This is a genomic window from Streptomyces sp. NBC_00078 (assembly GCF_026343335.1).
Taxonomy (GTDB): Bacteria; Actinomycetota; Actinomycetes; order Streptomycetales; family Streptomycetaceae; genus Streptomyces.
Genome location: NZ_JAPELX010000001.1, coordinates 7,325,659 through 7,350,456 on the forward strand (window position 1 = coordinate 7,325,659; position 24,798 = coordinate 7,350,456).

Below are 24,798 nucleotides of genomic sequence, written 5' to 3' on the forward strand. Positions count from 1 at the left end.
GTGCTCAGAACGGATACCAGCGCACGGACTCGTCCCCGTCCCGCAGTGACGCCACCCGGCGTTCGAACTCGACCAGGGCCTTGGGGTTCGTCGGTGCGTGCTGGGAGACCCAGGCGCAGCTGGCCGTCTCGCGGGCGCCGCGCAGCACCGAGCAGCCCTCCCACTCGCGCACGTCCCAGCCGTAGGACTCGGTGAAGGAGTCGTAGGCGTCGGCCGGCAGGCCGTAGCGGTCGCGGGAGAGGGCCATGACGACCAGGTCGTGCTCACGCAGGTCGGCGGAGAAGGTCTCCAGATCGACCAGGACCGGACCGTCCGGGCCGACGTGCACATTGCGGGGCAGTGCGTCCCCGTGGATGGGGCCGGGCGGAAGATGCGGGGTGAGCGCGGCGGCGGCCGACGCGAAGCCGTCCCGCCGGTCCCGCAGATACGCCGCGTCCGCGGGGTCGATCGCGTCGCCCGCGAGGCGCAGCCAGCGTTCCACACCGCCCAGAAGCTCACGGGGCGGCACATCGAAGGAGGGTGAGGGCAGAGCGTGGACCACCCGCAGCAGTTCGGCCAAATCCCGCGGTTCCGCGGCCCGTACGGCATCGGGCAGCCGTTGCCACACGGTCACCGGGTGCCCCTCGACCAGCAGCGGCTCCGGCGCGGCCGCCCGCACCGCCGGCACGCCCGCCTCGGCAAGCCACAGCGCGATGTCCAGTTCCCGGCGTGCCCTGCCGAGGAGTTCGGCGTCGCGGCCCACCTTGACCACCAGGTCACCGGCGGCGAACACCGCGTTCTCGCCCAGGGCGAGGAGCCGCGCGTCGCGTGCCGGGCCCGGCAGCACTCCCGCCGCGGCCAGCGCGTCCCGCGCCGTGGCCTCGTCCATCGTGGGCCTCCCGTTTCGTCGTACGCCTGCCGTGTCGTCGTACGGCTGCCGTGTCGTCCTACGCCCGTCGCGGACGGCGTCGGAATCTCGCCATCCGTCGGTCAGTCTCGCATCCGCACAGGTCCGGCCCTGTGTGCGGTGCCTTGACGGCGTACAGCGCCTTCACGACCATGACGGGGCCCATCCGAGCAGCGCAAAGGGGCTGAGTCCGTGACACTGGTGACCGCGCGGGGGCGGTCGGTGCGACGCGTCCCGAGCAGCGAACGACATCGGCGCGCCGACGGGCACGGCGCCTGGTTCCTCGTCCTGCCCGCCCTGATCCCCATCCTCGTACTGAGCGTCGGCCCCCTGCTCTACGGCATCCTGCTGGCCTTCACCGACTCCCAGTCCGGCCGGACCCGGCCCACGCAGTGGATCGGCGGCCTCAACTTCCAGGACCTGCTGCACGACACGCTGTTCTGGGAGTCGTTCCGGATCGGGCTGGTGTGGGCGGTCGGTGTGACCGTCCCGCAGTTCCTGCTGGCACTGGGTCTCGCGCTGCTGCTCAACGAGGACCTGCGGCTGAGATGGCTGGCCCGCGCCCTCGCGATCGTCCCGTGGGCGATGCCCGAGGTCGTCGTGGGCATCATGTGGCGGCTGGTCTACAACCCGGACGCGGGCGTTCTCAACGAAACCCTGCACGACCTCGGCCTCGGCGACGGCCGCGACTGGCTCAGCGGTCTCGGGACCGCCCTGCCCGCGGTGATCGTCGTCGGCGTCTGGGCGGGCATGCCGCAGACCACGGTCGCGCTGCTCGCCGGACTGCAGAACACCCCGCGCGAACTCCACGAGGCGGCCGCCGTCGACGGGGCGGGTGCCTGGCGCCGCTTCCGCACGGTCACCTGGCCCGCCCTCAGGCCGGTCGCCCTCGCCATCACCGCGCTCAACCTCATCTGGAACTTCAACTCCTTCGCCCTGGTCTATGTACTGACCAGCGGTGGCCCCGGCGGCCGCACCCGCCTGCCCATGCTGTTCGCCTACGAAGAGGCCTTCCGCTACGGGCAGTTCGGGTACGCGGCGGCGATGGGATGTGTGATGGTCGCGGTGATCTCGGTGCTGCTCGCCCTCTTCCTCGTGGGCCGGCTCAGGGGAGGTGACGAGGCATGAGGGCCCGGACCGGCATCAGGGCCGGCCAGTACGCGGCCCTCCTCGCGTATCTCGTCTTCCTGGCCTTCCCCCTCCTCTGGCTGCTCTCCACCGCCTTCAAGTCGCCCCGGGAACTGGGCGGTCTGCACCCCACCTGGATCCCCCGCCACCCCACCCTCGACAACTTCCGGCAGGCCTTCGACGAGCAGCCCCTGCTGCACGCCGCGCTCAACTCCCTGCTCGCCGCGGTCGGGGCGGCGGTCGTCGCGGTGGCGATCGCGACCCCGCTCGCCTATGTCATGGCCCGCAGGCGCTCCGCGCTCACCCGGGCCGCCACCGGCTGGGTGATGGTCAGCCAGGCATTCCCGCTGGTCCTGGTGATCATCCCGCTGTTCCTGGTGCTGAAGAACCTGCGGCTGATCAACTCGCTGGCGGGGCTGACGCTGGTGTACGTCGTGTGGGCGCTGCCCTTCGCGCTGTGGATGCTGGCCGGATACGTCCGCGCCGTGCCCACCGAAGTCGAGGAGGCGGCAGCCGTCGACGGGGCCGGGCGGCTGCGGACACTGGTGTCGGTGGTGGCGCCGCTGCTCGCGCCGGGGATCGCGGCGACGGGACTGTTCGCCTTCGTCACCGCGTGGAACGAGTTCTTCTTCGCGCTCGTGCTGCTGAAGACCCCCGGGAAACAGACACTTCCGGTAGTGCTCACCCACTTCATCGGCGCGGAGGGCGTCGCCGACCTCGGCCCGCTCGCGGCGGCCGCGTTCCTCGCGACGCTGCCCTCTCTCGTCGTGTTCGCCCTCATCCAGCGGCGGATCACCGGCGGCATGCTCACCGGGGCGGTGAAGAACTGATGCGCGGCAGGATGACCGGCCTCCTCGCCCTCGTGCTGGTCCTGTTGGCGGGATGCACGAGCGGCGGCAGCGACACCGCGGGCGGCCGTATCACCCTCCGCTTCCAGTCACTGGCCTGGCAGCAGCAGTCGGTCGAGGCCAACAAGGAGCTGGTGAAGGAGTGGAACGCGAGCCATCCGGACGTCAGGGTCGAGTATGTCCAGGGGAGTTGGGACAGCGTCCACGACCAGCTCCTCACCTCCTTCGAGGGCGGTGAGGCACCCGACATCATCCACGACGCCTCCGACGACCTCGCGGACTTCGCCTACGGCGATTACCTCGCCGACCTGCGAGGAGTGCTGTCCGCCCGCCTCAAGGCCGACATTCCGCAACGGAGTTGGCAGACCGCGACCTTCGGGGGCGGCGTCTACGGCGTGCCCTTCCTGCAGGAGCCGCGGGTGATCGTCGCCAACGGGAAATGGCTGAAGGAGTCCGGCGTGCGGATCCCCACCCCCGAACGCCCTTGGAGCTGGGCGGAGTTCAGGAGCGTCACCCGCCGGCTCAGCGGCAGGGGGAAGTACGGCGTGGCCTGGCCGCTGAAGGAGCCCGTGTCCGCCACGCTCAACCTCTCGCTGTCGGCAGGCGGCGAGCTGTTCCACCGGGACGCCGACGGCAAGGTGACGATCCGCTTCGGCGCGGCCGACCAGGTGGTGCCCCGCACGATCCACGACCAGGCGGACACCGATCACAGCGCCTCGCCCACCACCTTGGGCAGCGGCGGCTCGGACACCCTGCCCGGCTTCTTCGGCGGCAGGTATGCGATGGTCCCGCTCGGCTTCTCCTACCGCCAGCAGATCGTGCAGCAGGCACCCAAGGGCTTCGACTGGCAGGTGCTGCCCGCCCCGGCGGGCGCCGACGGGCTCACCCAGGGCGTCAGCCCGCAGACCCTGTCCATCGCCGAGGACAGCCCGCACAAGAAGGAGGCCGCCGAGTTCGTCGACTTCCTGCTGCGGCCGAAGAACATGGTGCGCCTCGCGCTGGGCGACTGGATGCTGCCGACCGGCACCCAGGCCCTCAAGGACCCGGCCCTGCACACGGCCGAGGACGGCTGGGCCACCGGTACCGCCCTCGCCGGCCACCTCCGCTCGGCACCCGCGCAGTCCGTGCGCGGCTACCCCGAGTGGAAGGACAAGGTGGCGACCCCTGCCTTCCAGGAGTACTACAGCGGGGCCATCGGCCTCGGCGAACTGCGCGGACGCCTCGTGAAGGACGGCAACCTGGTGCTGGCGCGGTACCAGCGGTGAACCGCCCACTCCGCCTCACCGCCGCCCAGGCCGCCACACCGGAAGATCCCGGCCCCGCTCACCGTCCGCAGCCGTCCGCAGCCGTCACCGCCGTCACCGCCGTCACCGCCGTCCGCAGCCGTCACCGCCGTCACCGCCGTGAGCGGCGGCCGGCGGGCCGGGCCGGTCGACCGCACGCGGTGGCGGCCCCTGCCCCGCGTCGGTGCCGGGATCGTACGCGTCCAACAGCGCCGCACCCCGCTGCCGACGGGCGGCGCCGACGAAAGCCGGCTGCACCTCGTCGAGTTCGGCTTCTCGCGTGTCGGAGGCTCGCCGCACGTCTGGCTCCGGCGGGCCGAGCGGTGGCCGGCGCTGCACGTGGGGCCGGCCGGACGAGCCGTCGGAGCGAGCGGAATACACGTTGCACGAGACGGTTCGTCTCGCCTACTGTCGATCACATGAAGAGCCGAGCCCCCATGACCCGCCCCGCCCACATCGCGATGTTCTCGGTGGCCGCCCACGGCCATGTGAACCCCAGTCTGGAGGTGGTCCGCGAGCTCGTCGCCCGCGGGTACCGGGTCACGTACGCGATCCCCCCGGTCTTCGCGGAGAAGGTCGCCGAGACCGGTGCCGAGCCGAAGCTCTGGAACTCCACCCTGCCGGGGCCGGGCGCCGACCCGGCGGCCTGGGGCAGTGAGCTGCTGGACCACGTCGAGCTCTTCCTCGGCGACGCGATCCAGGCCCTGCCCCAGCTGAGCCGGGCGTACGAGGGCGACGTACCCGACCTCGTCCTGCATGACATCACGGCGTACCCCGGCCGTGTCCTCGCCCACCGCTGGGGCGTGCCCGCGATCTCGCTGTCGCCGAACCTCGTCGCCTGGGAGGGATACGAGGAGGAGGTGGCCGAGCCCATGTGGGCCGGGCCGAAGAGCACCGAGCGCGGTCAGGCCTACTACGCCCGCTTCCAGGCCTGGCTGGAGGAGAACGGGATCACCCGGCACCCCGATTCCTTCGTGGGCCGGCCCGACCGTTCGCTCGTCCTGATCCCCAGGGCGATGCAGCCCCACGCCGAACGGGTCGACGAGAGCGTGTACACCTTCGTCGGCGCCTGCCAGGGCGACCGGGCGGCGCAGGGGGAGTGGCGGCGGCCGGAGGGTGCCGAGAAGGTGGTGCTGGTGTCGCTCGGGTCGACCTTCACCAACCAGCCGGGCTTCTACCGGGAGTGCGTGCGGGCCTTCGGCGACCTCCCGGGCTGGCATCTCGTGCTGCAGATCGGCGGGCAGCTGGAGCCCGCCGAGCTCGGGGACGTACCGGCGAACGTCGAAGTGCGTTCCTGGGTACCGCAGTTGGCGATCCTCAAGGAGGCCGACCTGTTCGTCACGCACGCCGGGGCGGGCGGCAGCCAGGAGGGGCTGGCGACCTCGACGCCGATGATCGCCGTACCTCAGGCCGTCGATCAGTTCGGCAACGCGGACATGCTGCAGGCACTCGGAGTCGCCCGCCACGTCCCCACGGCCCAGGCGGACGCCGAGACCCTGCGCACCGCCGCCCTCGCCCTGGTCGACGACCCCGAAGTGGCCCGCCGGCTCAAGGAGATCCGGGCCGAGATGGCCCAGGAGGGCGGCACGCACAGGGCGGTCGACCTGATCGAGGCCGAACTGCCCGCGCGGTGAGGACGATGGAGGACGAGTGAGGGCCCGCTGACTCCCCCGGAGACCAACGGACCCTCAGCCTTGAGGAGGGGTCAGACCCTCACACGCCGACCCTCGTCCGGCACCGGGGGCGCGACGGCCTCCGGCGACTCGTCGTGCGTCAGGTCCGGCAGCCGGTGCAGCCACTTCGGCAGGTACCAGTTGCGCTCGCCCAGCAACGCCATGACCGCGGGGAGCAGCACACCCCGGATGATCGTCGCGTCGATGAGCACCGCGGCCGCCAGGCCCACACCCATCTGCTTCATCGACTGCATGGACAGCGTGCCGAAGATCGCGAACACGGCGACCATGATGACCGCGGCGCTGGTGACGACACCGGCCGTGGTGACCACGCCGTGCTGGATCGCGTCCCTCGTCGTACGGCCGCGCATCCGCGCCTCACGGATCCGCGAGACCACGAACACGTGGTAGTCCATCGACAGCCCGAACAGGATCACGAACAGGAACAGCGGCAGCCATGTGATGATCGCGCCGACGCCCTCCGCGCCCACCAGCGAGGCGCCCCAGCCGTGCTGGAAGACGGCGACGAGGATGCCGTAGGCGGCGCCCACCGAGAGCAGGTTGAGCAGGATCGAGGTGATCGCGACCGTCAGCGAGCGGAACGACAGCAGCATCAGGAGGAAAGCGAAGATCACCACGAACGCGAAGACCGGCACGACCGCACCGCCGAGCTGGGCGTTGAAGTCGTGTGAGCCGGCGACCTGTCCGGTGATCGGTGCCTGGACCCCGTCGACCTTGCCGAGCGTCGCGGGCCGTACGTCGTCGCGCAGTTTCTCCAGGCTGGCGCCCGCCTTGTCCAGGTCGGAGCCGCCGACCAGAGGGACGTACACGTAGGCGATGTTCTGGGCGTCGTGCAGCTTGATCTCGACCGGACCCCGCGAGGCGCCCGAACCGACCGCCCGCGCCTTGAAGTCGGCGAGGGCGCTCTTCACCTCGGGGGCGTTGATGTCCTTGGCCTTGACGACCACCTCGGCCGGCTCGGAACCGCCCGGGAAGGCGTCGTTGACGCGGTTGTACGTCTGCACGATCGGCAGCGAGTCGCCGAGCTCCTGGTCCAGCGTGAGGTTCTGGGTCTTCATGCCGACGGCGGGAGCCGCGATGGCCAGCAGCACACCGGCCGCGACAAGGACCGAGACGAGGGGCTTGGCGAGCACGCCGCGCAGGACCGCGGTCCAGAACCGGCTCTCCCCGCCCGTGCGGGCGGCCCGGCGCTCCATGGCCTTGCGCAGAAACGGGATCCGCCCCTTCTCGACCCGTTCGCCCAGCAGCGACAGCAGCGCGGGCAGCACCGTCACAGAACCGACCATGGCGACCGCCACGACCATCAGCGAGGCCAGGCCCATCCCCTCGAACGTGGCGAGCCCGGTGAGCAGCATGCCCGCCATCGCCACGCACACCGTGATGCCCGAGACGACGATCGCGCGGCCACTGGTCGCGGCGGCGATCCTGAGAGCCGTCTGGGCGTCGCGCCCGGCCGCGCGCTCCTCGCGCTCCCGGCGCAGATAGAACAGGCAGTAGTCGACGCCGACGGCCAGACCGACCAGCAGCATCACGGAGTTGGCCGTGTCGGTCATCGGCTGGATGTGGCTGACGATGCCCATCAGGCCCATCGTCGCCATGATCGCGGTGATCGCCAGGGCCACCGGCAGCAGCGCGGCCACGAGCGCGCCGAAAGCGATGAGCAGAATGCCGAGTGCCACCGGCACCGCGGAGAGCTCGGCACTCTTGAAGTCGTCCCCGAACGCGTCGGCGACCGTCTTCGACATGCTGGCGCTGCCGATCTCCCCGATCCGCAGCGTCTCGTGGTCCTTCTGCACCCCGTCGACGGCCTTCAGCACGGGCTGCACGCGGTCGCTCGCGCTCTCGGCGTCGCCGCGCATGTCGAACTGCACCAGCGCGCTGCGCCCGTCCTTGGAGATCGTCTGCGTGGTGTACGGCGACCTCACGTTCGTGGCCTTGCCGGTCCCGTCGACGGCCTTGATGACCGCGCCGACGGCGGCCCTGAACTCGGCGTCCGTGGCCTTCAGCCCGCCGCCCTTCGCCTGGATCAGGACCGACTCACCGGCCGGTTCGTCGATCCCGGCGTCGTCGACGATCTTTGCGGCGGTGTGTGTCTCGCCCTTGAGCTGGTCGCTGTCCTTGAGTTCGACGCGGCCGGCGGCCGAACCGAGCCCCATCGCCAGGACGACGAACAACACCCAGACACCGACGGCAGCCCATCGGTGCCGGGCGCTCCAGCCGCCGGCCCGGGCGGCTATGCCCCGCACCCGTGAATCTCCGTTCCCCATGATGGGCTTGCCCCCTTGTGCACGGTGACAGCCCCCTGCCGCCACCTTTCGTTTCGAAGGTATGACCGGCGTAAGCCCATCTCGTCGTGCTGCCCGGTGAGGTGCCGCGGCCCGAACTCATCCCCCCGGACCGGGCGTCTCACCGCTGGGGAGGACCCGGGCCCCTTACATCTATTCGGGCTACTCGAAGGTAGCGATCAGGGTGGCGGTCCGGTGTCCGGTCCGTCGGCATCGCTCCTCTTTGTCATTACGAAACCTTGATGAACACGTCACAGGTACGTGAAGGTGTTGCTTCGGGCCCCGCCGTTGGGCGAGAGTTTCGCGCAGTCCGCCCCGCGCGGACGGCGGCCCTCGTGCCCACCCCCACGGGGCACGACGGCCGCCTTATGGTGTGCGGATGACGACGATGTACGCGGCGCTGCTGCGCGGGATCAACGTGGGCGGCAGGAAAAGGCTCCCGATGGCCGACCTGCGGCAGCTGATGGAAGGCCTCGGCCACAGCGGCGTACGCACGCACCTGCAGAGTGGCCAGGCCGTCTTCGCCACCGGCCACGGCGACGAGGAGTCCCTGGCCGCGGAGCTCGCCCAGGCGATCGAGAAGCACTTCGGCTTCTCCGTCGACGTGATCGTCCGCGACCACGCCTACCTGAAGGCGGTGGCGGAGGCCTGCCCCTTCCCGGCCGACCGGCTGGAGCCCAAGCAGCTCCACGTCACCTACTTCTCCGCGCCCGTCGACGCGCAGCGCTTCGCGGAGATCGACCGGGAGGCGTACCTCCCCGAGGAGTTCCGGCTCGGCGACCGCGAGCTGTACCTCTACGCCCCCGACGGCCTCGGCCGCTCCAAGCTCGCCGAGTACCTCGCGAAGCCCCGCATCAACAAGGGCGTGATCGCGACCACCCGCAACTGGAACACCGTCGTGAAGCTGGTCGAGCTCACGCGGGAGTGACCCTGGGACACGGCCCTTCATGGCAGGTACACACGACTGTGCGAGGCTCCTCCCATGCGCTACATCATCATCGGAGCAGGGGCCGTCGGCGGTGTGATCGGCGGCCGTCTGGCAGGGGCGGGGCACGAGGTCGTGCTGGTCGCGCGGGGCGCGCAGCACGCCGCGCTGCGGGCGGACGGGCTGCGGCTGCAGGTGCCGGACGGGGAGTACACATACCGGCTGCCCGCCGTCGAAAAGCCGGACGAGCTGGGCGAGTTGAGGGCCGATGACGTGCTCGTCCTCGCCGTGAAGACACAGGACACCGCGAGCGCTCTGCAGACCTGGAGTGTGGCGCCGGTCGCCGGTGGCGGCACCGCGGCCGAGCGGTTGCCCCTGTTCTGCGCGCAGAACGGCGTGGAGGGCCAGCGGCTCGCTCTGCGCGTCTTCCGGCAGGTGTACGGCGTCTGCGTCTGGCTGCCGGCGACGTTCCTCGAACCCGGCGTCGTCTCCGCGGGCGGGGCCCCGCTCAGCGGCATCCTGCACCTGGGGCGGTATCCCCACGGTACCGACGAGACCGCGCGGCTGGTCGCCGCCGACCTGGAGAAGACGAGGTTCTTCGAGGCGCCCGTCGTGCCGGACGTGCTGCGCTGGCAGTACGCCAAGCTGCTGACCAATCTCACCAACACCGTCCAGGCGCTGGCCGGGGAGGACGAGGGCCAGGAGAGCCGGGTCTCCTTGCGCGCCCGGGTACGGGCCGAAGGCGAGGCCGTGCTCGACGCCGCCGGGATCCCGTACGCGAGTGTCGAGGAGCAGCAGGCGCTGCGCGGCCACAAGGTCGACCTGGTCCCTCTGGAGGGCGCCCCGCGCGGCGGCGGCTCCACCTGGCAGTCCCTGAGCCGGGGCACGGGCGCCGTCGAGGCCGACTACCTCAACGGTGAGATCGCCCTGCTGGGCAGGTTGCACGGCCTCCCTACCCCGCTCAGTGACCTGCTCCAGCAACTCGCCAACACCTTCGCGCGCGAACGCCGCGCGGCGGGATCGATGCCGATCGAGGAACTGGTCCGCCGGGCCGACGAGGCTGTCGCGTTTGTTCAAGAGTCCTGAGGCGCCGCTCCCTAGCGTGGGGTGCATGACGTACGACGACCCCAAACACCTGCACACGTACATGACCGAGTGTGCCGCCGAGGCGGCCCGTGTCGCGCGCGGCGTCCCGGCGGACCGGCTCGGCGACGCCACCCACTGTCCCGACTGGGACGTCCGCGCACTGGTCAACCACTGGGTGCTCTACACCTCCCACGGCCTGGAGCACCGCGCCCTGCGCAAGCAGCTCCCCGACGAGCTGACCTCCCGCGACTTCACCGCCGACCCCGACTGGCCCGCCGTCTACGCCGCCCAACTGGACCGCGCCGTCGCGGCCTGGGCCGACCCGGCGGTGTGGGAGGGCGAGGTCGACCTCGGCATGGCGAAGATGCCCGCGGCCGAGATCGCCTCGATGGTCATCAAGGAGATGGCGGTGCACGGCTGGGACGTCGCCACCGTCACCGGCCAGCAGTTCCACGTCTCGGAGGACGCGGCCCGCTTCGTCCTCGACGTGGTCGAGAAGCACGGCGAGCTCTACCGGCAGTACGACGGCTTCGCCGATCCGGTACCGGTGCCGGACGACGCCCCGCTGTTCGACCGGGCGCTGGCCGCCAGTGGACGGGACCCTGAATTGGGCCAGTGAACAGTTCCTGGATTGGGTCGCGACACTGCACCACCTGACCACTAGCGTCGACTCCATGACGAACACCTCGCCCACCCGCGTCGACTTCTGGTTCGACCCCGCGTGCCCCTTCGCCTGGATCACGTCCCGCTGGCTCCTGGAGGTCGAGCGCGAGCGCCCGCTCGACCTCCGCTTCCATGCGATGAGCCTCTACCTGCACAACCTGGGCAACGAACTCCCCGACTGGTACCGGGAGTTGGTCGACAAGTCGATCGGCCCGGTACGGGTCGCGGTGGCCGCAGCCGAGCGGCACGGCGAGAAGGTCCTGCGAGACCTGTACACCGCGTTCGGCACTCGGATCCACGAACGCAAGGACGAGGACTTCGACGCGGTGATCACCGGCTCCCTCGCCGAACTCGGCCTCCCCGCCGATCTCGCGGCCGCCGCGCACGACCCGTCGTACGACGAGGCTGTACGCCGCAGCCATGAGGCGGGCACCGAGCCGGAGTCGGGCGGCTATGTGGGCACGCCGACCATCCACGTCGACGGAACGGTGTGGTTCGGGCCCGTACTGCGAGCCATTCCGCGCGGTGCGCGTGCGGCGGAACTCTTCGACAGCTTCAGGATGTTGGCGACCTGCCCGGACTTCTTCGAGCTGAAGAGGACCCGTACGGGCCGGTTGTCCTTCGAGTAGCCGTCGGTCAGCTGATCCGGCAGTTCCCGCCCTTGGCCGTGATCGTGTGCTGCTCCACCTTGCCCGTCGGGCCGATGCTGTAGATGTGTCCGTTCGGGACAGTCAGCATGCTGTGGGCGCTGACCTTCGTCTCGGTCTTCTTCCCTTGCAGAGTGAGCGAAGCCAGCCTGCCATTGGAGAGGAGGACACCGCAGTCCCTGAATATCCCGATTTCCCCAGCGCTTTTGACTGTAGTCTTCTTGAATGGCGTGGATCGGCTGCCCGAAGTGATGGAGATTTGCTGGACGGATGCGTCGGAATCCGCGGAGAACGCTCCGAGGAGGGTTGAGGTGCTGGAGCTCGCGCAGTCGCTTGCGAACTGTGCAGTACCTCGGATTTCCTTACCGGTCGTCAGACTGAACTCGGAAGCCTTGTCTCCCAATGTCCACATCGTTCCTTGCGCTGGTGAAAGACATCCCACACTTCCGGGGAGGTCGGTGGATATCGGCGAAGGCGAAAGATGTTCCCCGGTGAGCGAGAACCGAAAGGCGTTCCAGGGCGCGCCGTCGTTCTGCTGCACGGAAATCAGCAGTGCGCTGTTGTCGGCCGAGACCCTGCCCATGGAGTCACTGATGCCCTTGGCGAACGATTTTGTGTGGGTCTCGCCGCTATCCGACCAGATAATGGCGGATTCCGATGTGGCCACCCAGGTGTCCTTGTCTCGGGCCCATTGAACGACCAAAGACTTCTGCGTGAAGGGCTGAGCCGTGGAACTTTCACCATGCTTCCACAACACATGAGTTTCGGATGCCGAATGGTTCATGTCCACCGTGGCCGAAATGGCGGCATCCGGGCATGCTGTAGTGCAGTGGACGTCGGTGGGGAAGTATCGATTCTCCTGCCACACTTTCTTCCCATCGTGTGTATAGCCCCTCAGGATCTCGCTGTCGGTGTCGAATGTGATGTACCCGTGACTGTCCCCGTCCACCAGGACCAGGATTCCCCGAGACGAGGGTGTGCCGGCCTGGTCGGCGCCGGAGGTCGAGCAGCCAGTGAGCAGCGCCGCCAATGCGGCTGCTGCGACGAACGCGGCCACACCCCTCTTGAGTGCCATACGTTTTCCCCGTTGAACGATTTCGGGTGTGCGGCCGTAGCCGCACACCCGAAAGCTGCGGATCTACCCGTCAGAACGCGAATGACTTCGAATTGCAGTCGACTGGCCACCCGGCAACTGCATTCTGGTTGTACCAGCCTTGAGCCACGATACGGGTCCTGCCCTTCTTAGTGATGGGGCGCTGACCCGCGGGATAGTCATGGCCCCAAGCCACCAGATCCCAACGAGCCTCCCCCTTATTTGTCTTCTCCTTAGCTATCATGCTGTTGCCGTCGGTCAGATAGGAGAAGATTGAGAAGTCGGAGCGCTTCTTGTTGAAGCCGTGGCTTGTCGGATAGAACATGCGCGAGGTGTGCTGCCAGGTGGTGCTGGTCTTCTTTGTGTAGAACGTCTTCACCGTGATTTTGGCGTCAGACGTGGGGTTGATCGAAGCGGAGCAGGCCGTGGACGCCGTGGCGGCGAAGGCGTCCGGAGTCGATACGCCAGTCAGTACAATTGCGGCCGCTATCGGTGCGGCGACTGCTGCCATGTGCTTCTTCGTGATGCTCAAGAGGAATCCTTTCCCCGTTTCTTGGTCAACATCTACCTTGCCCGCAGCCAGGAGGAAGATCAACGGAGTTGAGGATTTTCTGAGCTACTTCATGTTGCTGAAACAAAGGGTTAGGCGATTCGCGGCAAAAGCACCTCCGCCGACGTCGCGGCGTGGAAACGGCTCAGTACCAGAGTGACCACTTCGGACGCTGTGCCCAGCACGTCCGCGAGAACGTCGGCGTGCTGCGCACCGCGCGCAATCCTGTCCGGCAGCAATCCCGGTGCTAGTACATAGGGTGCGACGGCGACCCGCTTGCAGCCTAGCGCCCGCAGCTCCCGTACCGCGTCCGCGGTAGGTGAATGAGATGCGGAGGCGAACGCAGGTCGCACGGCGCACCAACCGGTGTGCCGCCACTCCCGCGCGATTTCTGCGATCACTGCGATCGCCTCCGGGTCGGTGGACCCCGCCGAGGCCAGCACGACCCCGGTCGAGGACTTGTCGGCGGGCGTCAGCCCGGCCTCGTACAAACGCCGTTCGAGGGCGGAGAGGAGCAGAGGGGACGGGCCCAGCACCTCCGCCTGGCTGATACGGAGCTGTGGCGGTGCGTCCCGCAGGACCGCCGGGATGTCCGCCTTCGCGTGGAACGCGCGGGTGAGGAGGAGGGGGAGGGCCACGACGTCCCGTACGCCCTCTGCCGCCAGGGACTCCAGCACCCCGTGCACGGACGGGATGTTGAAGTCCAGGAAGCCGGTCTCCACCCGTACGTCCGGGCGCAGCGAGCGCACCCGGCGTACGAGGGCGTGCACCGTCGCGGCGTGCCGCGGGTCGCGGCTGCCGTGGGCGATCACCACAAGGACGGGGCGGGCCGGCTTCGCAGTACGCATGGGACTCAGCTCTTCACCAGCAGGCCGCGGCTGCGCAGCACCCACCGCTCCAGCGGGCTGAAGATCAGCAGGTCGATCGCTATGCCGACGAACAGGATGAGCAGGATGGCCTCGAAGACCATGGCCATGTCGCCGGCCGTGCGACCGTTCTCCAGCAGCTGGCCGAGGCCCACCCCCAGGTCGGGGAACTGGGCGATGATCTCCGCCGCCATCAGCGAGCGCCACGAGAACGCCCAGCCTTGCTTCATGCCCGCCACATAGCCCGGCAGTGCCGCCGGCAGGACGACGTGCCAGATGCCCTTGACACCCGTCGCGCCCATGGTGCGGCCCGCGCGCAGGAACAGCGGCGGCACCTGGTCGACGCCGGACACCAGGCCGTTGGCGATGGACGGGACCGCACCGAGCAGGATCACCGCGTACATCATGGAGTTGTTCAGACCCAGCCAGATCACGGCCGGCGGTACCCATGCCACCGACGGCAGGGACTGCAGGCCGGAGAGGATCGGGCCGATGGCCGCGCGCACGAACTTCACCCGCGCCACCAGCAGACCCAGCGGGGTTCCGATGAGCAGCGCGAAGAAGAAGCCCAGCAGACCGCGCGAGACGCTGGTCCAGATGTAGCCGAGCAGGTCGCCCTTCAGCCAGGCTTCCTTGAACGCGCTTCCCACGGCGCCGGGCGAGGGCAGCTTGGTCGGGTCGTCGACGATCGGGTAGAGAAGGAACCAGGCCGCGAGGACCACCGCCAGCGCGGTGATCGGCGGCAGGACTTTGTTCGTGAAGGTCTGGCGTAGGGCCGGGCGGCCGGTGGCCGTGGTCTCCAGTGCGTCCAGGCCCGCCTCGACGCTCCCGGCGTCCTGGACCGGGGTCGTATCAGTGCTGGCCATGACGGCGGATCTCCCCACGCAGTACATCGGTGATCTCAAGGGACAGTTCGGCCACGGGGGCGTCCTCGATGCGGCGCGGCTGCGGGATGTCCACCGTCCACTCGCGTGCGATACGGCCCGGACGCGAGGACAGCAGGATCACGCGCTGCGCGAGCCGCACCGCCTCGCGCACGTTGTGCGTGACGAACAGGACGGAGAGCCCGGTCTCCTCCCAGATGCGGGTCAGCTCGTCGTGCAGCACGTCCCGCGTGATGGCGTCGAGCGCCGAGAACGGCTCGTCCATCAGCAGCAGGTTGCTCTCCTGCGCGAGAGCGCGGGCCAGCGCCGCGCGCTGGCGCATACCGCCGGACAGTTCGTGGACGCGCTTGCCGTATGCGCCCTTCAGCCGGACCAGTTCGAGCAGTTCCTCGGCCCTGCCCCGGCGGTCCTGCTTGGGAACTCCCCTGAGCTTCAGGGCGAGTTCGATGTTCTTGCCCGCCGTCAGCCACGGGAAGAGGGCATGCTCCTGGAACATCAGGGCGGGCCGCCCCTCTGTCGTGATGGAGCCTGCGGTGGGCCGGTCGAGCCCCGCCACCAGGTTCAGCAGCGTGGACTTGCCGCAGCCCGAGGCTCCCAGGAGGGTGACGAACTCGCCCGGCGCGACATCGATGCTGATGTCGTCCAGGACGAGCTGCTGCCCGCCGGGTGTCGCGAAGGACTTCGAGACGTGGTCAAGGCGTGCCGCGTACTCGACCGACTCGTCGGCCTTGGCGAGCGTCGTGGTCGTGGCCATGGTCGTCACCTCCTGGGAACTCGTCGGGTCTACGTCAGCTGGTGCCGAGACCGGCGGCGTCGACCGGGCTCTGGCCCTCGGCCTTGAGGACCTTGTTGAGAACCGTGAGGTCGTAGATGCCCTTCAGGTTCGGCTTCTGAAGCAGACCGGCCTTGACCGCGTGCTCCGCCTCGGTGTTGAGGGTGGAGGCCAGCGGGTCGTCGGTGAACTGGATCGACTTCCACGCCGGGTCCAGGACGTTGGCCGGCAGCGCCTTGCCGGAGTCCGCCTCCAGCTGCTTGTTCGCCGCAGCCTTCGCCTCATCCGGGTTGGCGTTGATCCACTTGTTGGCCTCGACGGAGGCCTTCAGCACGGCCTCGACGGCCTTCGGGTGGTCCTTGAGGAAGCCGGCCCGCACGATGATGTTCGTGATCACGAACTTCTTGTCCGGCCACAGCGACGCCTCGTCGAGCAGCACCTTGCCGCCCTCGGCGACCAGCTTCGACGCGGTCGGCTCCGGCACCCAGGCGCCGTCGACGGAACCGGACTTGTAGGCGTCCGGGGTGATCTTGTTGTCGGTACGGACGACCGTGACGTCACCCTTGCCGCTCTGCGCGTCGACCTTCCAGCCCTGGTCGGCGGCCCAGTTGAGGAACGCCACGTCCTGCGTGTTGCCGAGCTGAGGGGTGGCGATCTTCTTGCCCTTGACGTCCTTCAGGGACTTGATCTTCTTCGGGTTGACCACGAGCTTCACGCCGCCGGAGGCCGAACCGCCGATGATCTTCAGGCTCTTGCCGTTGGACTTGACGTAGCCGTTGATCGCCGGGGAGGGGCCGATCCAGCCGATGTCGATGGAGCCTGAGTTGAGCGCCTCGATCTCGGACGGGCCGGCGTTGAAGATGGCGGGCGAGACCTTGGTGGCGCCGAGCTCCTTCTGGAAGAAGCCCTTCTGGACACCGACCAGCGCGGTCCCATGGGTCAGGTTGCCGAAGTAGCCGATCTTGACGGAGGAGAGCCCGTCGATCTTCTTGGCCCCGGCGGCGACCTTCGCGGTGTCGTTGTTGTCGGACTTGGACCCGTAGCCGCAAGCGGCGAGTGTGAGAAGGGGAAGTGCGGCTACCACGGCTATGCCGCGGCGAACGAAGGTCGAGCGGTTGACAGGCACGGGAGGTTTTCCCCTCGTTGGCCCGGCGGTCACGGTCTCTCAGGTCGTGGCCGGGAGGTCGGCAGGTTTTCGTCTACGGCGGTGGGGGGCGAGGGCGCGCAGGCAGTGCGCGTACGTCAGCGCACACATCGCGCCACTCCGCCCTGCCCGCTGCCGAGCGCACCGCTGCCGACGCGGCCGCCCTCCTTCGCGAACGTGGAGTAGATGTCGAAGGAGTTCATGTCAGAAGTCCCAACCGTCGTCGTCGGACTCGTCCTTGACCGGCTCGGGGGACGCGAACGACTCACCGACCATGCCCGCGGTGAGCGTGGTGCCGTCGTTCGGGTCGATCAGGATGAACGAGCCCGTGCGGCGGGAGTCGGAGTACGAGTCGACGGGCAGCGGCTCCGCGGTGCGGATCTTCACGCGGCCGATGTCGTTGGCGACGAGCTGTCCCGGGTGCGGGTGCAGGGACAGGTCGTCGAGCGTGAGACGGGACGGGATGTCCTTGACGATCGCCTTGACCGTGCGGGTGCCGTGCTTGAGCAGCACCCGGTGGCCGACGGTGAGCGCCTGGTCGGCGACGTGGCAGACGGTCGCCTCGATGTCCTGCGTGGTCGCCGGGGCGTCCTTGCTGGGCACGATCAGGTCGCCGCGCGAGATGTCGATGTCGTCCTCCAGCAGGAGGGTCACCGACTGGGTGGTCCAGGCGACGTCGACGGGCTCGCCGAGCAGGTCGATGGCCAGGACGCGGGAGGCGCGGCCCGACGGCAGCACGGTCACGGCCTCGCCCACGTGGAAGGAACCCGCCGCGATCTGGCCCGCGTAACCCCGGTAGTCCGGGTGTTCGGTGGTCTGCGGCCGGATCACGTACTGCACGGGAAGGCGCGCGTGGCAGTGGCTCAGGTCGTGGGCGACCGGGACCGTCTCCAGGTGCTCCAGGAAGGTCGGGCCGCCGTACCAGTCCATGTTCGCGGAGGGGTCCACCACGTTGTCGCCGGCCAGCGCCGAGATCGGGATCGCGGTGATCTCCGGGACGCCCAGCTCCAGCGCGTACGCCGTGAACTCCTCGGCGATCGCGGCGAACACGGGCTCCTTGTAGTCGACCAGGTCCATCTTGTTGACGGCCAGCACCACGTGGGGCACTCGCAGCAGGGCCGCGATCGCGGCGTGGCGCCGCGTCTGCTCGACGACGCCGTTACGGGCGTCGACCAGGATCACCGTCAGCTCGGCCGTGGAGGCACCCGTCACCATGTTGCGGGTGTACTGCACGTGACCGGGGGTGTCGGCGAGGATGAACCGCCTGCGCGGGGTGGCGAAGTAGCGGTACGCCACGTCGATCGTGATGCCCTGCTCGCGCTCGGCGCGCAGGCCGTCCGTCAGCAGCGCGAGGTCGGGGGCATCCTGGCCGCGGTTGCGGGAGGCGTGCTCGACGGCCTCCAGCTGGTCGGTGAGGACCGACTTGGAGTCGTGCAGCAGCCGGCCCACCAGGGTGGACTTGCCGTCGTCGACGGAGCCCGCCGTCGCGAACCGCAGCAGGGTCGTGGCCGAGAGCTCCTCGGTCGTGATCGTGCTCATGCTTAGAAGTACCCCTCGCGCTTACGGTCTTCCATCGCGGCCTCGGACATCTTGTCGTCGGCGCGGGTGGCGCCGCGCTCGGTCAGCCGGGAGGCGGCGATCTCGGTGATGACCTGCTCCAGCGTCACGGCCTCGGAGTCGACGGCGCCGGTGCAGGACATGTCGCCGACCGTGCGGTAGCGCACCTGCCGCTTCTCGACGGTCTCGGTGTCCTTCGGGCCGCCCCACTCGCCCGCGGTCAGCCACATGCCCGACCGCTTGAACACCTCACGCTCGTGCGCGAAGTAGATCTGCGGCAGTTCGATGCCCTCGCGGGCGATGTACTGCCAGACGTCCAGCTCCGTCCAGTTGCTGAGCGGGAAGACGCGGACGTGCTCGCCGGGGGCGTGCCGGCCGTTGTACAGGTTCCACAGCTCGGGGCGCTGGCGGCGCGGGTCCCACTGCGAGAACTCGTCGCGCAGCGAGAACACCCGCTCCTTGGCCCGGGCCTTCTCCTCGTCCCGGCGCCCGCCGCCGAAGACCGCGTCGAACTTCTCGGCCTGGATCCTCTCGGTCAGCGGCAGCGTCTGCAGCGGGTTGCGGGTGCCGTCCGGACGCTCCTTGAGCACACCCCGGTCGATGTAGTCCTGCACGGAGGCCACATGGAGGCGCAGACCGTGCTGGGCGACCGCACGGTCCCGGTACTCCAGGACCTCGGGGAAGTTGTGCCCGGTGTCCACGTGCAGCAGCGAGAAGGGGACGGCCGCCGGGGCGAAGGCCTTCAGCGCCAGGTGCAGCATGACGATGGAGTCCTTGCCGCCGGAGAACAGGATCACCGGCCGCTCGAACTCGCCCGCCACCTCACGGAAGATGTGCACCGCCTCGGACTCCAGCGCGTCCAGGTGCGAGAGGGCGTACGGAACGCCCGTGCCTTCCTCGGCCTGGGCGACGGTCGTCGTCATGCCAGTCCCCTTTCGGTGAGCAGCGCGTGGACCGCTGCCGCGGACTCCTGGACGGTCTGGTGCTGCGACTCGATGCGCAGGTCGGGCGTCTCGGGCTCCTCGTAGGGGTCGTCGACCCCGGTGAGCCCGCTCAGTTCGCCCGACGCCTGCTTGGCGTACAGACCCTTCACATCACGTACGGAGCACACCTCGACCGGAGTCGCCACGTGCACCTCGATGTACGCCGCCCCGCCCTCCTGGTGGCGCTTGCGGACGGCCTCGCGGCTGTCCGTGTAGGGCGCGATCACCGGGACGAGCGCCTTGACGCCATTGCGGGCGAGCAGTTCGGCGAGGAAGCCGATGCGCTGCACGTTCGTGTGCCGGTCCTCGCGGCTGAAGCCGAGGCCCGCCGAGATGAACTCGCGGATCTCGTCGCCGTCGAGCACCTCGACGAGGTGGCCCTCCTCGCGCAGCCGGCCGGCCAGCTCGTACGCGATGGTGGTCTTGCCGGCGCTCGGCAGACCCGTGAGCCAGACGGTGGCTCCGGTCGTCACGTGCAACTCCTCGGTGTTCTCGGCGATGGTCGTCATCCGTGCAGCCCGCACTCGGTCTTGGCGTTGCCCGCCCAGCGGCCGGCGCGTGCGTCCTCGCCCTCCACGACGCGGCGGGTGCAGGGGGCGCAGCCGACGGAGGCGTAGCCGTCCATCAGCAACGGGTTGGTCAGTACGCCGTGTTCGGCGACGTAGGCGTCCACGTCGTCCTGGGTCCAGCGGGCGATCGGGGAGATCTTGACCTTCTGCCGCTTCTCGTCCCAGCCGACGACCGGGGTGTTCGCCCGCGTCGGGGACTCGTCGCGGCGCAGACCCGTCGCCCAGGCCACGTGGTTGTCCAGGCCCTGTTCCAAGGGCTGGACCTTGCGCAGCTTGCAGCACAGGTCGGGGTCGCGGTCGTGCAGCCGGGGGCCGTACGCCGCGTCCTGCTCGGCGACCGTCTGACGCGGGGTGAGCGTGATGACGTTGACGTCCATCACCGCCTCCACCGCGTCTCGCGTTCCGATCGTCTCGGGAAAGTGATATCCGGTGTCGAGGAACACCACGTCAACGCCGGGCATCGCGCGGGAGGCGAGGTGGGCGACAACCGCGTCCTCCATGGACGAGGTCACGCAGAAGCGCTTGCCGAAGGTCTCGGCAGCCCACTGGAGGATCTCCAGCGCGGAGGCGTCCTCCAGGTCGCGGCCCGCCTGCTCGGCGAGCGCCCGGAGATCCTCGGTCGTGCGTTCTTCCTGAACCGCGGTCATATCTCGTCTCCCCCTGCTTCGGAGTGCTGAAGGCCCCGGGCGAGCAGCCCGAGGAACTTCAGCTGGAAGGCCCGGTTGCATGCCGCGCATTCCCAGGCGCCGTGGCCGCCTTCAAGGGCTTCGCTGGGTCGGAGGTCCTCGTCGCCGCAGTAGGGGCAGTAGAAGGGGGCGGCCCGCTCGCTCATGAGAGGGCCTCCTCGGACGCACGCGAGGCCCAGGCGGCGAACCGCTCGCCCTCCTCGCGCTCGGCCTCGAAGCGCTTGAGGACGCGCTCGATGTAGTCGGGCAGCTCGTCCGAGGTGACCTTCAGGCCACGGACCTTGCGGCCGAACCCGGCCTGGAGGCCGAGCGCGCCTCCCAGGTGCACCTGGTAGCCCTCGACCTGCTCGCCCTGGTCGTTGAGGATCAGCTGGCCCTTGAGACCGATGTCCGCGACCTGGATACGGGCGCAGGCGTTCGGGCAGCCGTTGAGGTTGATGGTGATCGGCTCGTCGAAGTCCGGGATGCGGCGCTCGAGTTCGTCGATCAGGGCGGAGCCGCGCTGCTTGGTCTCGACGATGGCGAGCTTGCAGTACTCGATGCCGGTACAGGCCATGGTGCCGCGCCGGAACGGGGACGGCTTGGCGGTCAGGTCCAGCGCCTCAAGCGCCTCGACCAGCGGCTCGACCTGGGCCTCCTCGACGTCGAGGACGATCATCTTCTGCTCGACGGTGGTGCGGACCCGGCCCGAGCCGTGCGCCTCGGCCAGCTCGGCGATCTTCGTCAGGGTGGCGCCGTCGACGCGGCCGACGCGCGGGGCGAAACCGACGTAGAAGCGGCCGTCCTGCTGCCGGTGCACGCCGACGTGGTCGCGCCAGCGGTGCGTGGGCTCGGCGGGCGCGGGACCGTCGACCAGCTTCCGCTGGAGGTACTCGTCCTCCAGGATCTGGCGGAACTTCTCCGCACCCCAGTCGGCGACGAGGAACTTCAGACGGGCCCTCGTACGAAGGCGCCGGTAGCCGTAGTCGCGGAAGATGCCGACCACACCCGCCCAGGCCTCCGGGACCTCCGCCAGCGGCACCCAGGCGCCGAGCCGGACGCCGATCTTGGGGTTGGTGGAGAGGCCGCCGCCGACCCACAGGTCGAAGCCGGGGCCGTGCTCGGGGTGCTCGACGCCCACGAACGCGACGTCGTTGATCTCGTGGACCACGTCCAGGAGCGGGGAGCCGGAGATCGCCGTCTTGAACTTGCGTGGCAGGTTGGAGAACTCCTTGCTGCCGATGTAGCGGTCGTGGATCTCGTCGATCGCCCAGGTGCCGTCGATGATCTCGTCCTCGGCGATCCCGGCGACCGGCGAGCCGATGACGACGCGCGGGCAGTCGCCGCAGGCCTCGGTGGTGGACAGCCCGACGGCCTCCAGCCGGTTCCAGATCTCCGGCACGTCCTCGATGCGGATCCAGTGCAGCTGGATGTTCTGGCGGTCGGTAATGTCCGCGCTGCCGCGCGCGAACTCCTGCGAGATCTCGCCGATGACCCTCAGCTGCCGGGTGGTGAGCCGGCCGCCGTCGATGCGCACCCGGAGCATGAAGTACTTGTCGTCCAGCTCCTCCGGCTCCAGGATCGCGGTCTTGCCGCCGTCGATCCCGGGCTTGCGCTGGGTGTACAGGCCCCACCAGCGCATCCGGCCGCGCAGGTCGTTGGGGTCGATCGAGTCGAAGCCCCGCTTGGAGTAGATCGTCTCAATGCGTGTCCGCACGTTGAGACCGTCGTCATCCTTCTTGAACTGCTCGTTCCCGTTGAGCGGGGTGTGGTGCCCCATCGCCCACTGGCCCTCACCGCGGTGACGGCTCACCTTGCGGCGGACAGGCGCGGCGGCAGGCTTCTGTGGGGTGGCGGCCATGGTTCTACGTCCTTCGGGACAGGCGGGAAAGCGGCTCTGACCTGCGCGTACGGGCGCATGGGTGTGCATGCGCGTCATTGCGCGGGATGAGACGGAGTGTCAGGAGATATCGGGCGTGCTGTGCTCTCAGCTCGCCGGACAGATGGCGCTGGACATGCGGCCGAGGTCGACGTGCCGCCGACTCACCAAGGCAATTCCAGTTCCAGACATGACGAAAGCGTGTCACGGCAGTCTGGACACAGTCCAGCTTCGTCCACGATGCGGACACCCTGGTCTCGAAAGGTGAGACGAGGGTGTCGTCGATCACATCGGCTGCGGACGGTCTTGTCCATGCAGGTCAGACACCCCATGTCGTTTGGTGTCAAGCGGCAGGGGTGTGGGCGTGGTGCGACCAGGCGGTCGCTTCGTCGTAGAGGGTTCGGGTCTTGAGGCATCCGTGGAGGATGCCGACGAGGCGGTTGCCGAGCTGCCGCAGGGCCGGGTTGTAACCGGCCTCGCGGGCGCGTTGTTTGTCGTAGTAGTGGCGGGCGCCGGGCGAGGCGCGCAGGGCGGAGAACGCCTGGGTCTGCAACGCATCGGCGAGCCGGTTGTTGCGGACGTATCGGGCCTGGACGGTATGGCTCTTGCCGGAGGCCCGGGTGATGGGGCTGGTGCCGGCGTAGTTCTTGCGGGCTTTGGCGGACGCGTAGCGGGTGGGGTCGTCCCCGAACTCGGCGAGCACCCGGGCGCCGGTGATCTCCGCGATGCCGGGCATCGAGAGGTAGATCTCAGCGTCTGGGTGCTTGAGAAAATGGGCCCTCACCTGCCCTTCCAGGTCGGCTATCTGCTCGTTCAGGGCGATCAGCAGCTTCGCGTGAGCGGTGACGGTGGCCGCGTAGGCGGTCGTGACCGGCTCGGGCAGGCCCAGCTGCCGTTCGCGCAGCGCGGCCTGGATCGTGGCCGCTTTCGCGTCCCGGTTGCGCCGGCGGGCACGGGCCAGAACGGCGGTGATCTGGGCACGGGTCAACTTCGCCCCGGCCGCCGGGGTAGGGGCCTTGATCAGCAGTTCCAGGGCGTCCGTGCTGGTCAGTGTGAGGTCCGCGTAGGCGGCCAGGGCGGCGGGGAAGTACTCGCGCAGCGTGCTGCGCAGCCGCTGGAACGTGCGAACGCGTTCCCAGATCAAGGTCTGGTGGGCGCGGGCGACGACCTTGACGGCCTGCGCCTGCTCGCTGTCCCCGGCCACCGGCCGCAGCTGGGCCCGGTCGATGCGGACCATGTCCGCCAGCGCGTGCGCGTCGCCCCTGTCGCTCTTGGCGCCGGAGGAGGCATAGCGTTCCTTGAACCGGGCGACCTGCCGCGGGTTGATGGCATAGACCTGGTAGCCGGAGGCGATCAGGGCCTGCACCCAGGAGCCGCGGTCGGTCTCGATCCCCACCACCACGTCGGCGGCATCCAGGCCCTCGCCGCCGTGCTTGGCCAGGAGCTCGTGCAGCTTCGCGATTCCCTCCACGCCCTCGGGCAGCCTCGCCGCGGCGAGTTTTCGGCCTGCCTCGTCCTGGACCTCGACGTCGTGGTGGTCTTCGGCCCAGTCATCGCCGATCAGCAGCAACTCGTCCTCCTGGTCAGGTGCTTTGCTCCATGCAGCCTGCGGAAGGCACGGCACGCGGCCTAATGGATCCAGTGCTCACGCCCCACTGCCCGGCGGGCACGCCACCCCATCAACGGTCTGGCCTCCCGGCCGACCAGCAGGGGCACGGTCTGACCTCAGAAGTCGAATGCTTCCGGCGTCGGTAGTGCTCACCTGCTGGCGGCTACGGACCCGAGCATTCCCCGGCTCCGTAGCTCCCATTAGGCGCGGTATGCCCCGGGCCACGGGCCGGGAGCTGCCACCTGCGGCTGCTCCTCGACCTTGGTGTCGAACAGCTTGAACCCCCGGCGCAGGTAGTTGTCCATGGCGTGCTCCCCGTCCAGGCTGCACGTATGCAGCCAGACCCGCTTCGTCTGCGTCAGCTCCGGCCGGCGCTCGGCGAGGTCCCAGGCACGGGCGGCACCGTACGACAGCAGGTGCCCGCCGATCCCCCGGCCCCGGAAGGCCGGGAGCAGCCCGAAGTAGACGATCTCCACGGCCCCGTCGTCCTGCGGCTCCAGCTCCACGTATCCCGCGGGCGTGCCCCGCTCGTAGGCGACCCATGTCTCCACCCCGGGCCGGTCCAGATGGTCCCGCCACCGCGCGTACGTCCAGCCCAGCCGGTCGATCCAGCGGACGTCGCCGCCCACGGACGCGTACAGGAAGCGGCTGAACTCGGGGGAGGGGACCTCGGAGCGGACGACCCGTACGTCTCCCTCCGGCGCGGCGGCCGGAAGCAGGTCGGTCGGGGCGGTCTGCTCCAGGGACCAGGTGGTCACGGGGATGTTGGTCATGCCGTCAGG

General features: G+C 69.3%; 25 protein-coding genes and 1 pseudogene. 8 read left to right on the forward strand and 18 right to left on the reverse strand.

All coding sequences use genetic code 11. The features are described from left to right. Positions 1-4: 4 nt before the first annotated feature. Positions 5-868 carry a phosphotransferase enzyme family protein gene (locus OOK07_RS34120; protein ID WP_266800316.1) on the reverse strand — a complete coding sequence of 288 codons (864 nt, stop codon included), beginning with the start codon at positions 866-868 and terminating at the stop codon, positions 5-7. Between the two features lie 210 nt (positions 869-1,078). On the opposite strand from OOK07_RS34120, the gene OOK07_RS34125 reads away from it, so the two are divergent. From OOK07_RS34125 to OOK07_RS34135, 3 genes are read left to right on the forward strand one after another with little or no spacing between them, the layout of a single operon-like run. After that, positions 1,079-2,014, forward strand: a complete 936-nt coding sequence (locus OOK07_RS34125; RefSeq protein ID WP_266800317.1) for a carbohydrate ABC transporter permease — start codon at positions 1,079-1,081, stop codon at positions 2,012-2,014. After that, entirely contained in the window at positions 2,011-2,844 is an 834-nt protein-coding gene (locus OOK07_RS34130) for a carbohydrate ABC transporter permease (protein ID WP_266685668.1), read from the forward strand. Before OOK07_RS34125 ends, OOK07_RS34130 begins: the two co-directional genes overlap by 4 nt. Continuing rightward, the gene (locus OOK07_RS34135) at positions 2,844-4,127 is read left to right on the forward strand and encodes an ABC transporter substrate-binding protein (RefSeq protein ID WP_266800318.1); all 1,284 of its coding nucleotides are present in this window, start codon (positions 2,844-2,846) and stop codon (positions 4,125-4,127) included. The genes OOK07_RS34130 and OOK07_RS34135 overlap by 1 nt, the downstream gene beginning before the upstream one ends. Positions 4,128-4,229: 102 nt before the next feature. Here the strand turns inward: OOK07_RS34135 and OOK07_RS34140 are convergent, their stop codons facing one another. After that, entirely contained in the window at positions 4,230-4,445 is a 216-nt protein-coding gene (locus tag OOK07_RS34140) for a hypothetical protein (RefSeq protein WP_266800319.1), read from the reverse strand. 82 nt (positions 4,446-4,527) lie between these two features. On the opposite strand from OOK07_RS34140, the pseudogene mgt reads away from it, so the two are divergent. Beyond that, a pseudogene (mgt, locus tag OOK07_RS34145) lies at positions 4,528-5,779 on the forward strand (macrolide-inactivating glycosyltransferase). 71 nt (positions 5,780-5,850) lie between these two features. Here mgt and OOK07_RS34150 read toward each other — a convergent pair. Continuing rightward, the gene (locus tag OOK07_RS34150) at positions 5,851-8,106 is read right to left on the reverse strand and encodes an MMPL family transporter (protein WP_266800320.1); all 2,256 of its coding nucleotides are present in this window, start codon (positions 8,104-8,106) and stop codon (positions 5,851-5,853) included. 397 nt (positions 8,107-8,503) lie between these two features. Between OOK07_RS34150 and OOK07_RS34155 the strand changes: the two genes are divergently transcribed. Genes OOK07_RS34155 through OOK07_RS34170 form a run of 4 tightly spaced genes read left to right on the forward strand, consistent with a single transcriptional unit; the run spans position 8,504 to position 11,427 of the window. Next, on the forward strand, positions 8,504-9,052 hold the full coding sequence (locus tag OOK07_RS34155; protein ID WP_266800322.1) for a DUF1697 domain-containing protein: 549 nt from the start codon (positions 8,504-8,506) through the stop codon (positions 9,050-9,052). Between the two features lie 54 nt (positions 9,053-9,106). Then, complete coding sequence (locus tag OOK07_RS34160) at positions 9,107-10,135, forward strand: ketopantoate reductase family protein (RefSeq protein WP_266685672.1); 1,029 nt, start codon at positions 9,107-9,109, stop codon at positions 10,133-10,135. A 25-nt stretch (positions 10,136-10,160) separates the two neighbouring features. Continuing rightward, complete coding sequence (locus OOK07_RS34165) at positions 10,161-10,754, forward strand: TIGR03086 family metal-binding protein (RefSeq protein ID WP_266800324.1); 594 nt, start codon at positions 10,161-10,163, stop codon at positions 10,752-10,754. Between the two features lie 55 nt (positions 10,755-10,809). Continuing rightward, complete coding sequence (locus OOK07_RS34170) at positions 10,810-11,427, forward strand: mycothiol-dependent nitroreductase Rv2466c family protein (RefSeq protein ID WP_266800326.1); 618 nt, start codon at positions 10,810-10,812, stop codon at positions 11,425-11,427. A 7-nt stretch (positions 11,428-11,434) separates the two neighbouring features. Here OOK07_RS34170 and OOK07_RS34175 read toward each other — a convergent pair whose 3' ends face one another. From OOK07_RS34175 to OOK07_RS34240, 15 genes are all read right to left on the reverse strand, one after another. Continuing rightward, complete coding sequence (locus tag OOK07_RS34175; RefSeq protein WP_266800328.1) at positions 11,435-12,520, reverse strand: hypothetical protein; 1,086 nt, start codon at positions 12,518-12,520, stop codon at positions 11,435-11,437. A 70-nt stretch (positions 12,521-12,590) separates the two neighbouring features. Next, positions 12,591-13,070, reverse strand: a complete 480-nt coding sequence (locus OOK07_RS34180; RefSeq protein WP_266800330.1) for a hypothetical protein — start codon at positions 13,068-13,070, stop codon at positions 12,591-12,593. Positions 13,071-13,180: 110 nt separating this feature from the next. After that, positions 13,181-13,936, reverse strand: coding sequence for a sirohydrochlorin chelatase (locus tag OOK07_RS34185; RefSeq protein ID WP_266800332.1), 756 nt, complete (start codon positions 13,934-13,936; stop codon positions 13,181-13,183). 5 nt (positions 13,937-13,941) lie between these two features. Then, a complete protein-coding gene (locus OOK07_RS34190) occupies positions 13,942-14,820 on the reverse strand; it encodes an ABC transporter permease (protein WP_266800334.1) in 879 nt (292 codons plus the stop codon). Further along, entirely contained in the window at positions 14,807-15,592 is a 786-nt protein-coding gene (locus OOK07_RS34195) for an ABC transporter ATP-binding protein (RefSeq protein ID WP_266800335.1), read from the reverse strand. The genes OOK07_RS34190 and OOK07_RS34195 overlap by 14 nt, the downstream gene beginning before the upstream one ends. Positions 15,593-15,626: 34 nt before the next feature. Next, positions 15,627-16,736, reverse strand: coding sequence for an aliphatic sulfonate ABC transporter substrate-binding protein (locus OOK07_RS34200; protein ID WP_266685677.1), 1,110 nt, complete (start codon positions 16,734-16,736; stop codon positions 15,627-15,629). A gap of 222 nt (positions 16,737-16,958) precedes the next feature. After that, complete coding sequence (cysN, locus tag OOK07_RS34205; protein WP_266685678.1) at positions 16,959-18,293, reverse strand: sulfate adenylyltransferase subunit CysN; 1,335 nt, start codon at positions 18,291-18,293, stop codon at positions 16,959-16,961. A 2-nt stretch (positions 18,294-18,295) separates the two neighbouring features. Then, a complete protein-coding gene (gene cysD, locus OOK07_RS34210; protein ID WP_266685679.1) occupies positions 18,296-19,234 on the reverse strand; it encodes a sulfate adenylyltransferase subunit CysD in 939 nt (312 codons plus the stop codon). Further along, on the reverse strand, positions 19,231-19,803 hold the full coding sequence (gene cysC / locus OOK07_RS34215; protein WP_266685681.1) for an adenylyl-sulfate kinase: 573 nt from the start codon (positions 19,801-19,803) through the stop codon (positions 19,231-19,233). The genes cysD and cysC overlap by 4 nt, the downstream gene beginning before the upstream one ends. Further along, on the reverse strand, positions 19,800-20,510 hold the full coding sequence (locus tag OOK07_RS34220) for a phosphoadenylyl-sulfate reductase (protein ID WP_266685682.1): 711 nt from the start codon (positions 20,508-20,510) through the stop codon (positions 19,800-19,802). The genes cysC and OOK07_RS34220 overlap by 4 nt, the downstream gene beginning before the upstream one ends. Beyond that, positions 20,507-20,695, reverse strand: a complete 189-nt coding sequence (locus tag OOK07_RS34225; RefSeq protein ID WP_266685684.1) for a hypothetical protein — start codon at positions 20,693-20,695, stop codon at positions 20,507-20,509. The genes OOK07_RS34220 and OOK07_RS34225 overlap by 4 nt, the downstream gene beginning before the upstream one ends. Next, a complete protein-coding gene (locus tag OOK07_RS34230; RefSeq protein ID WP_266800339.1) occupies positions 20,692-22,389 on the reverse strand; it encodes a nitrite/sulfite reductase in 1,698 nt (565 codons plus the stop codon). The genes OOK07_RS34225 and OOK07_RS34230 overlap by 4 nt, the downstream gene beginning before the upstream one ends. A gap of 126 nt (positions 22,390-22,515) precedes the next feature. Next, entirely contained in the window at positions 22,516-22,599 is an 84-nt protein-coding gene (locus OOK07_RS43325) for a putative leader peptide (RefSeq protein ID WP_309486338.1), read from the reverse strand. Positions 22,600-22,750: 151 nt separating this feature from the next. Beyond that, entirely contained in the window at positions 22,751-23,977 is a 1,227-nt protein-coding gene (locus OOK07_RS34235) for an IS110 family RNA-guided transposase (RefSeq protein ID WP_266801861.1), read from the reverse strand. A 239-nt stretch (positions 23,978-24,216) separates the two neighbouring features. Beyond that, positions 24,217-24,789, reverse strand: coding sequence for a GNAT family N-acetyltransferase (locus OOK07_RS34240; RefSeq protein WP_266800340.1), 573 nt, complete (start codon positions 24,787-24,789; stop codon positions 24,217-24,219). Positions 24,790-24,798 lie beyond the last annotated feature (9 nt).

Coding starts and splice junctions, on each gene's coding strand:
- OOK07_RS34160 (WP_266685672.1), top strand. CDS start 9,107: ATGCGCTACATCATCATCGGAGCAGGGGCCGTCGGCGGTGTGATCGGC.
- OOK07_RS34130 (WP_266685668.1), top strand. CDS start 2,011: ATGAGGGCCCGGACCGGCATCAGGGCCGGCCAGTACGCGGCCCTCCTC.
- OOK07_RS34225 (WP_266685684.1), bottom strand. CDS start 20,695: ATGAGCGAGCGGGCCGCCCCCTTCTACTGCCCCTACTGCGGCGACGAG.
- OOK07_RS34175 (WP_266800328.1), bottom strand. CDS start 12,520: ATGGCACTCAAGAGGGGTGTGGCCGCGTTCGTCGCAGCAGCCGCATTG.
- OOK07_RS34120 (WP_266800316.1), bottom strand. CDS start 868: ATGGACGAGGCCACGGCGCGGGACGCGCTGGCCGCGGCGGGAGTGCTG.
- OOK07_RS34155 (WP_266800322.1), top strand. CDS start 8,504: ATGACGACGATGTACGCGGCGCTGCTGCGCGGGATCAACGTGGGCGGC.
- OOK07_RS34165 (WP_266800324.1), top strand. CDS start 10,161: ATGACGTACGACGACCCCAAACACCTGCACACGTACATGACCGAGTGT.
- OOK07_RS43325 (WP_309486338.1), bottom strand. CDS start 22,599: ATGTCTGGAACTGGAATTGCCTTGGTGAGTCGGCGGCACGTCGACCTC.
- OOK07_RS34135 (WP_266800318.1), top strand. CDS start 2,844: ATGCGCGGCAGGATGACCGGCCTCCTCGCCCTCGTGCTGGTCCTGTTG.
- OOK07_RS34240 (WP_266800340.1), bottom strand. CDS start 24,789: ATGACCAACATCCCCGTGACCACCTGGTCCCTGGAGCAGACCGCCCCG.
- OOK07_RS34170 (WP_266800326.1), top strand. CDS start 10,810: ATGACGAACACCTCGCCCACCCGCGTCGACTTCTGGTTCGACCCCGCG.
- OOK07_RS34195 (WP_266800335.1), bottom strand. CDS start 15,592: ATGGCCACGACCACGACGCTCGCCAAGGCCGACGAGTCGGTCGAGTAC.
- OOK07_RS34230 (WP_266800339.1), bottom strand. CDS start 22,389: ATGGCCGCCACCCCACAGAAGCCTGCCGCCGCGCCTGTCCGCCGCAAG.
- OOK07_RS34220 (WP_266685682.1), bottom strand. CDS start 20,510: ATGACCGCGGTTCAGGAAGAACGCACGACCGAGGATCTCCGGGCGCTC.
- cysN (WP_266685678.1), bottom strand. CDS start 18,293: ATGAGCACGATCACGACCGAGGAGCTCTCGGCCACGACCCTGCTGCGG.
- cysD (WP_266685679.1), bottom strand. CDS start 19,234: ATGACGACGACCGTCGCCCAGGCCGAGGAAGGCACGGGCGTTCCGTAC.
- OOK07_RS34185 (WP_266800332.1), bottom strand. CDS start 13,936: ATGCGTACTGCGAAGCCGGCCCGCCCCGTCCTTGTGGTGATCGCCCAC.
- cysC (WP_266685681.1), bottom strand. CDS start 19,803: ATGACGACCATCGCCGAGAACACCGAGGAGTTGCACGTGACGACCGGA.
- OOK07_RS34190 (WP_266800334.1), bottom strand. CDS start 14,820: ATGGCCAGCACTGATACGACCCCGGTCCAGGACGCCGGGAGCGTCGAG.
- OOK07_RS34150 (WP_266800320.1), bottom strand. CDS start 8,106: ATGGGGAACGGAGATTCACGGGTGCGGGGCATAGCCGCCCGGGCCGGC.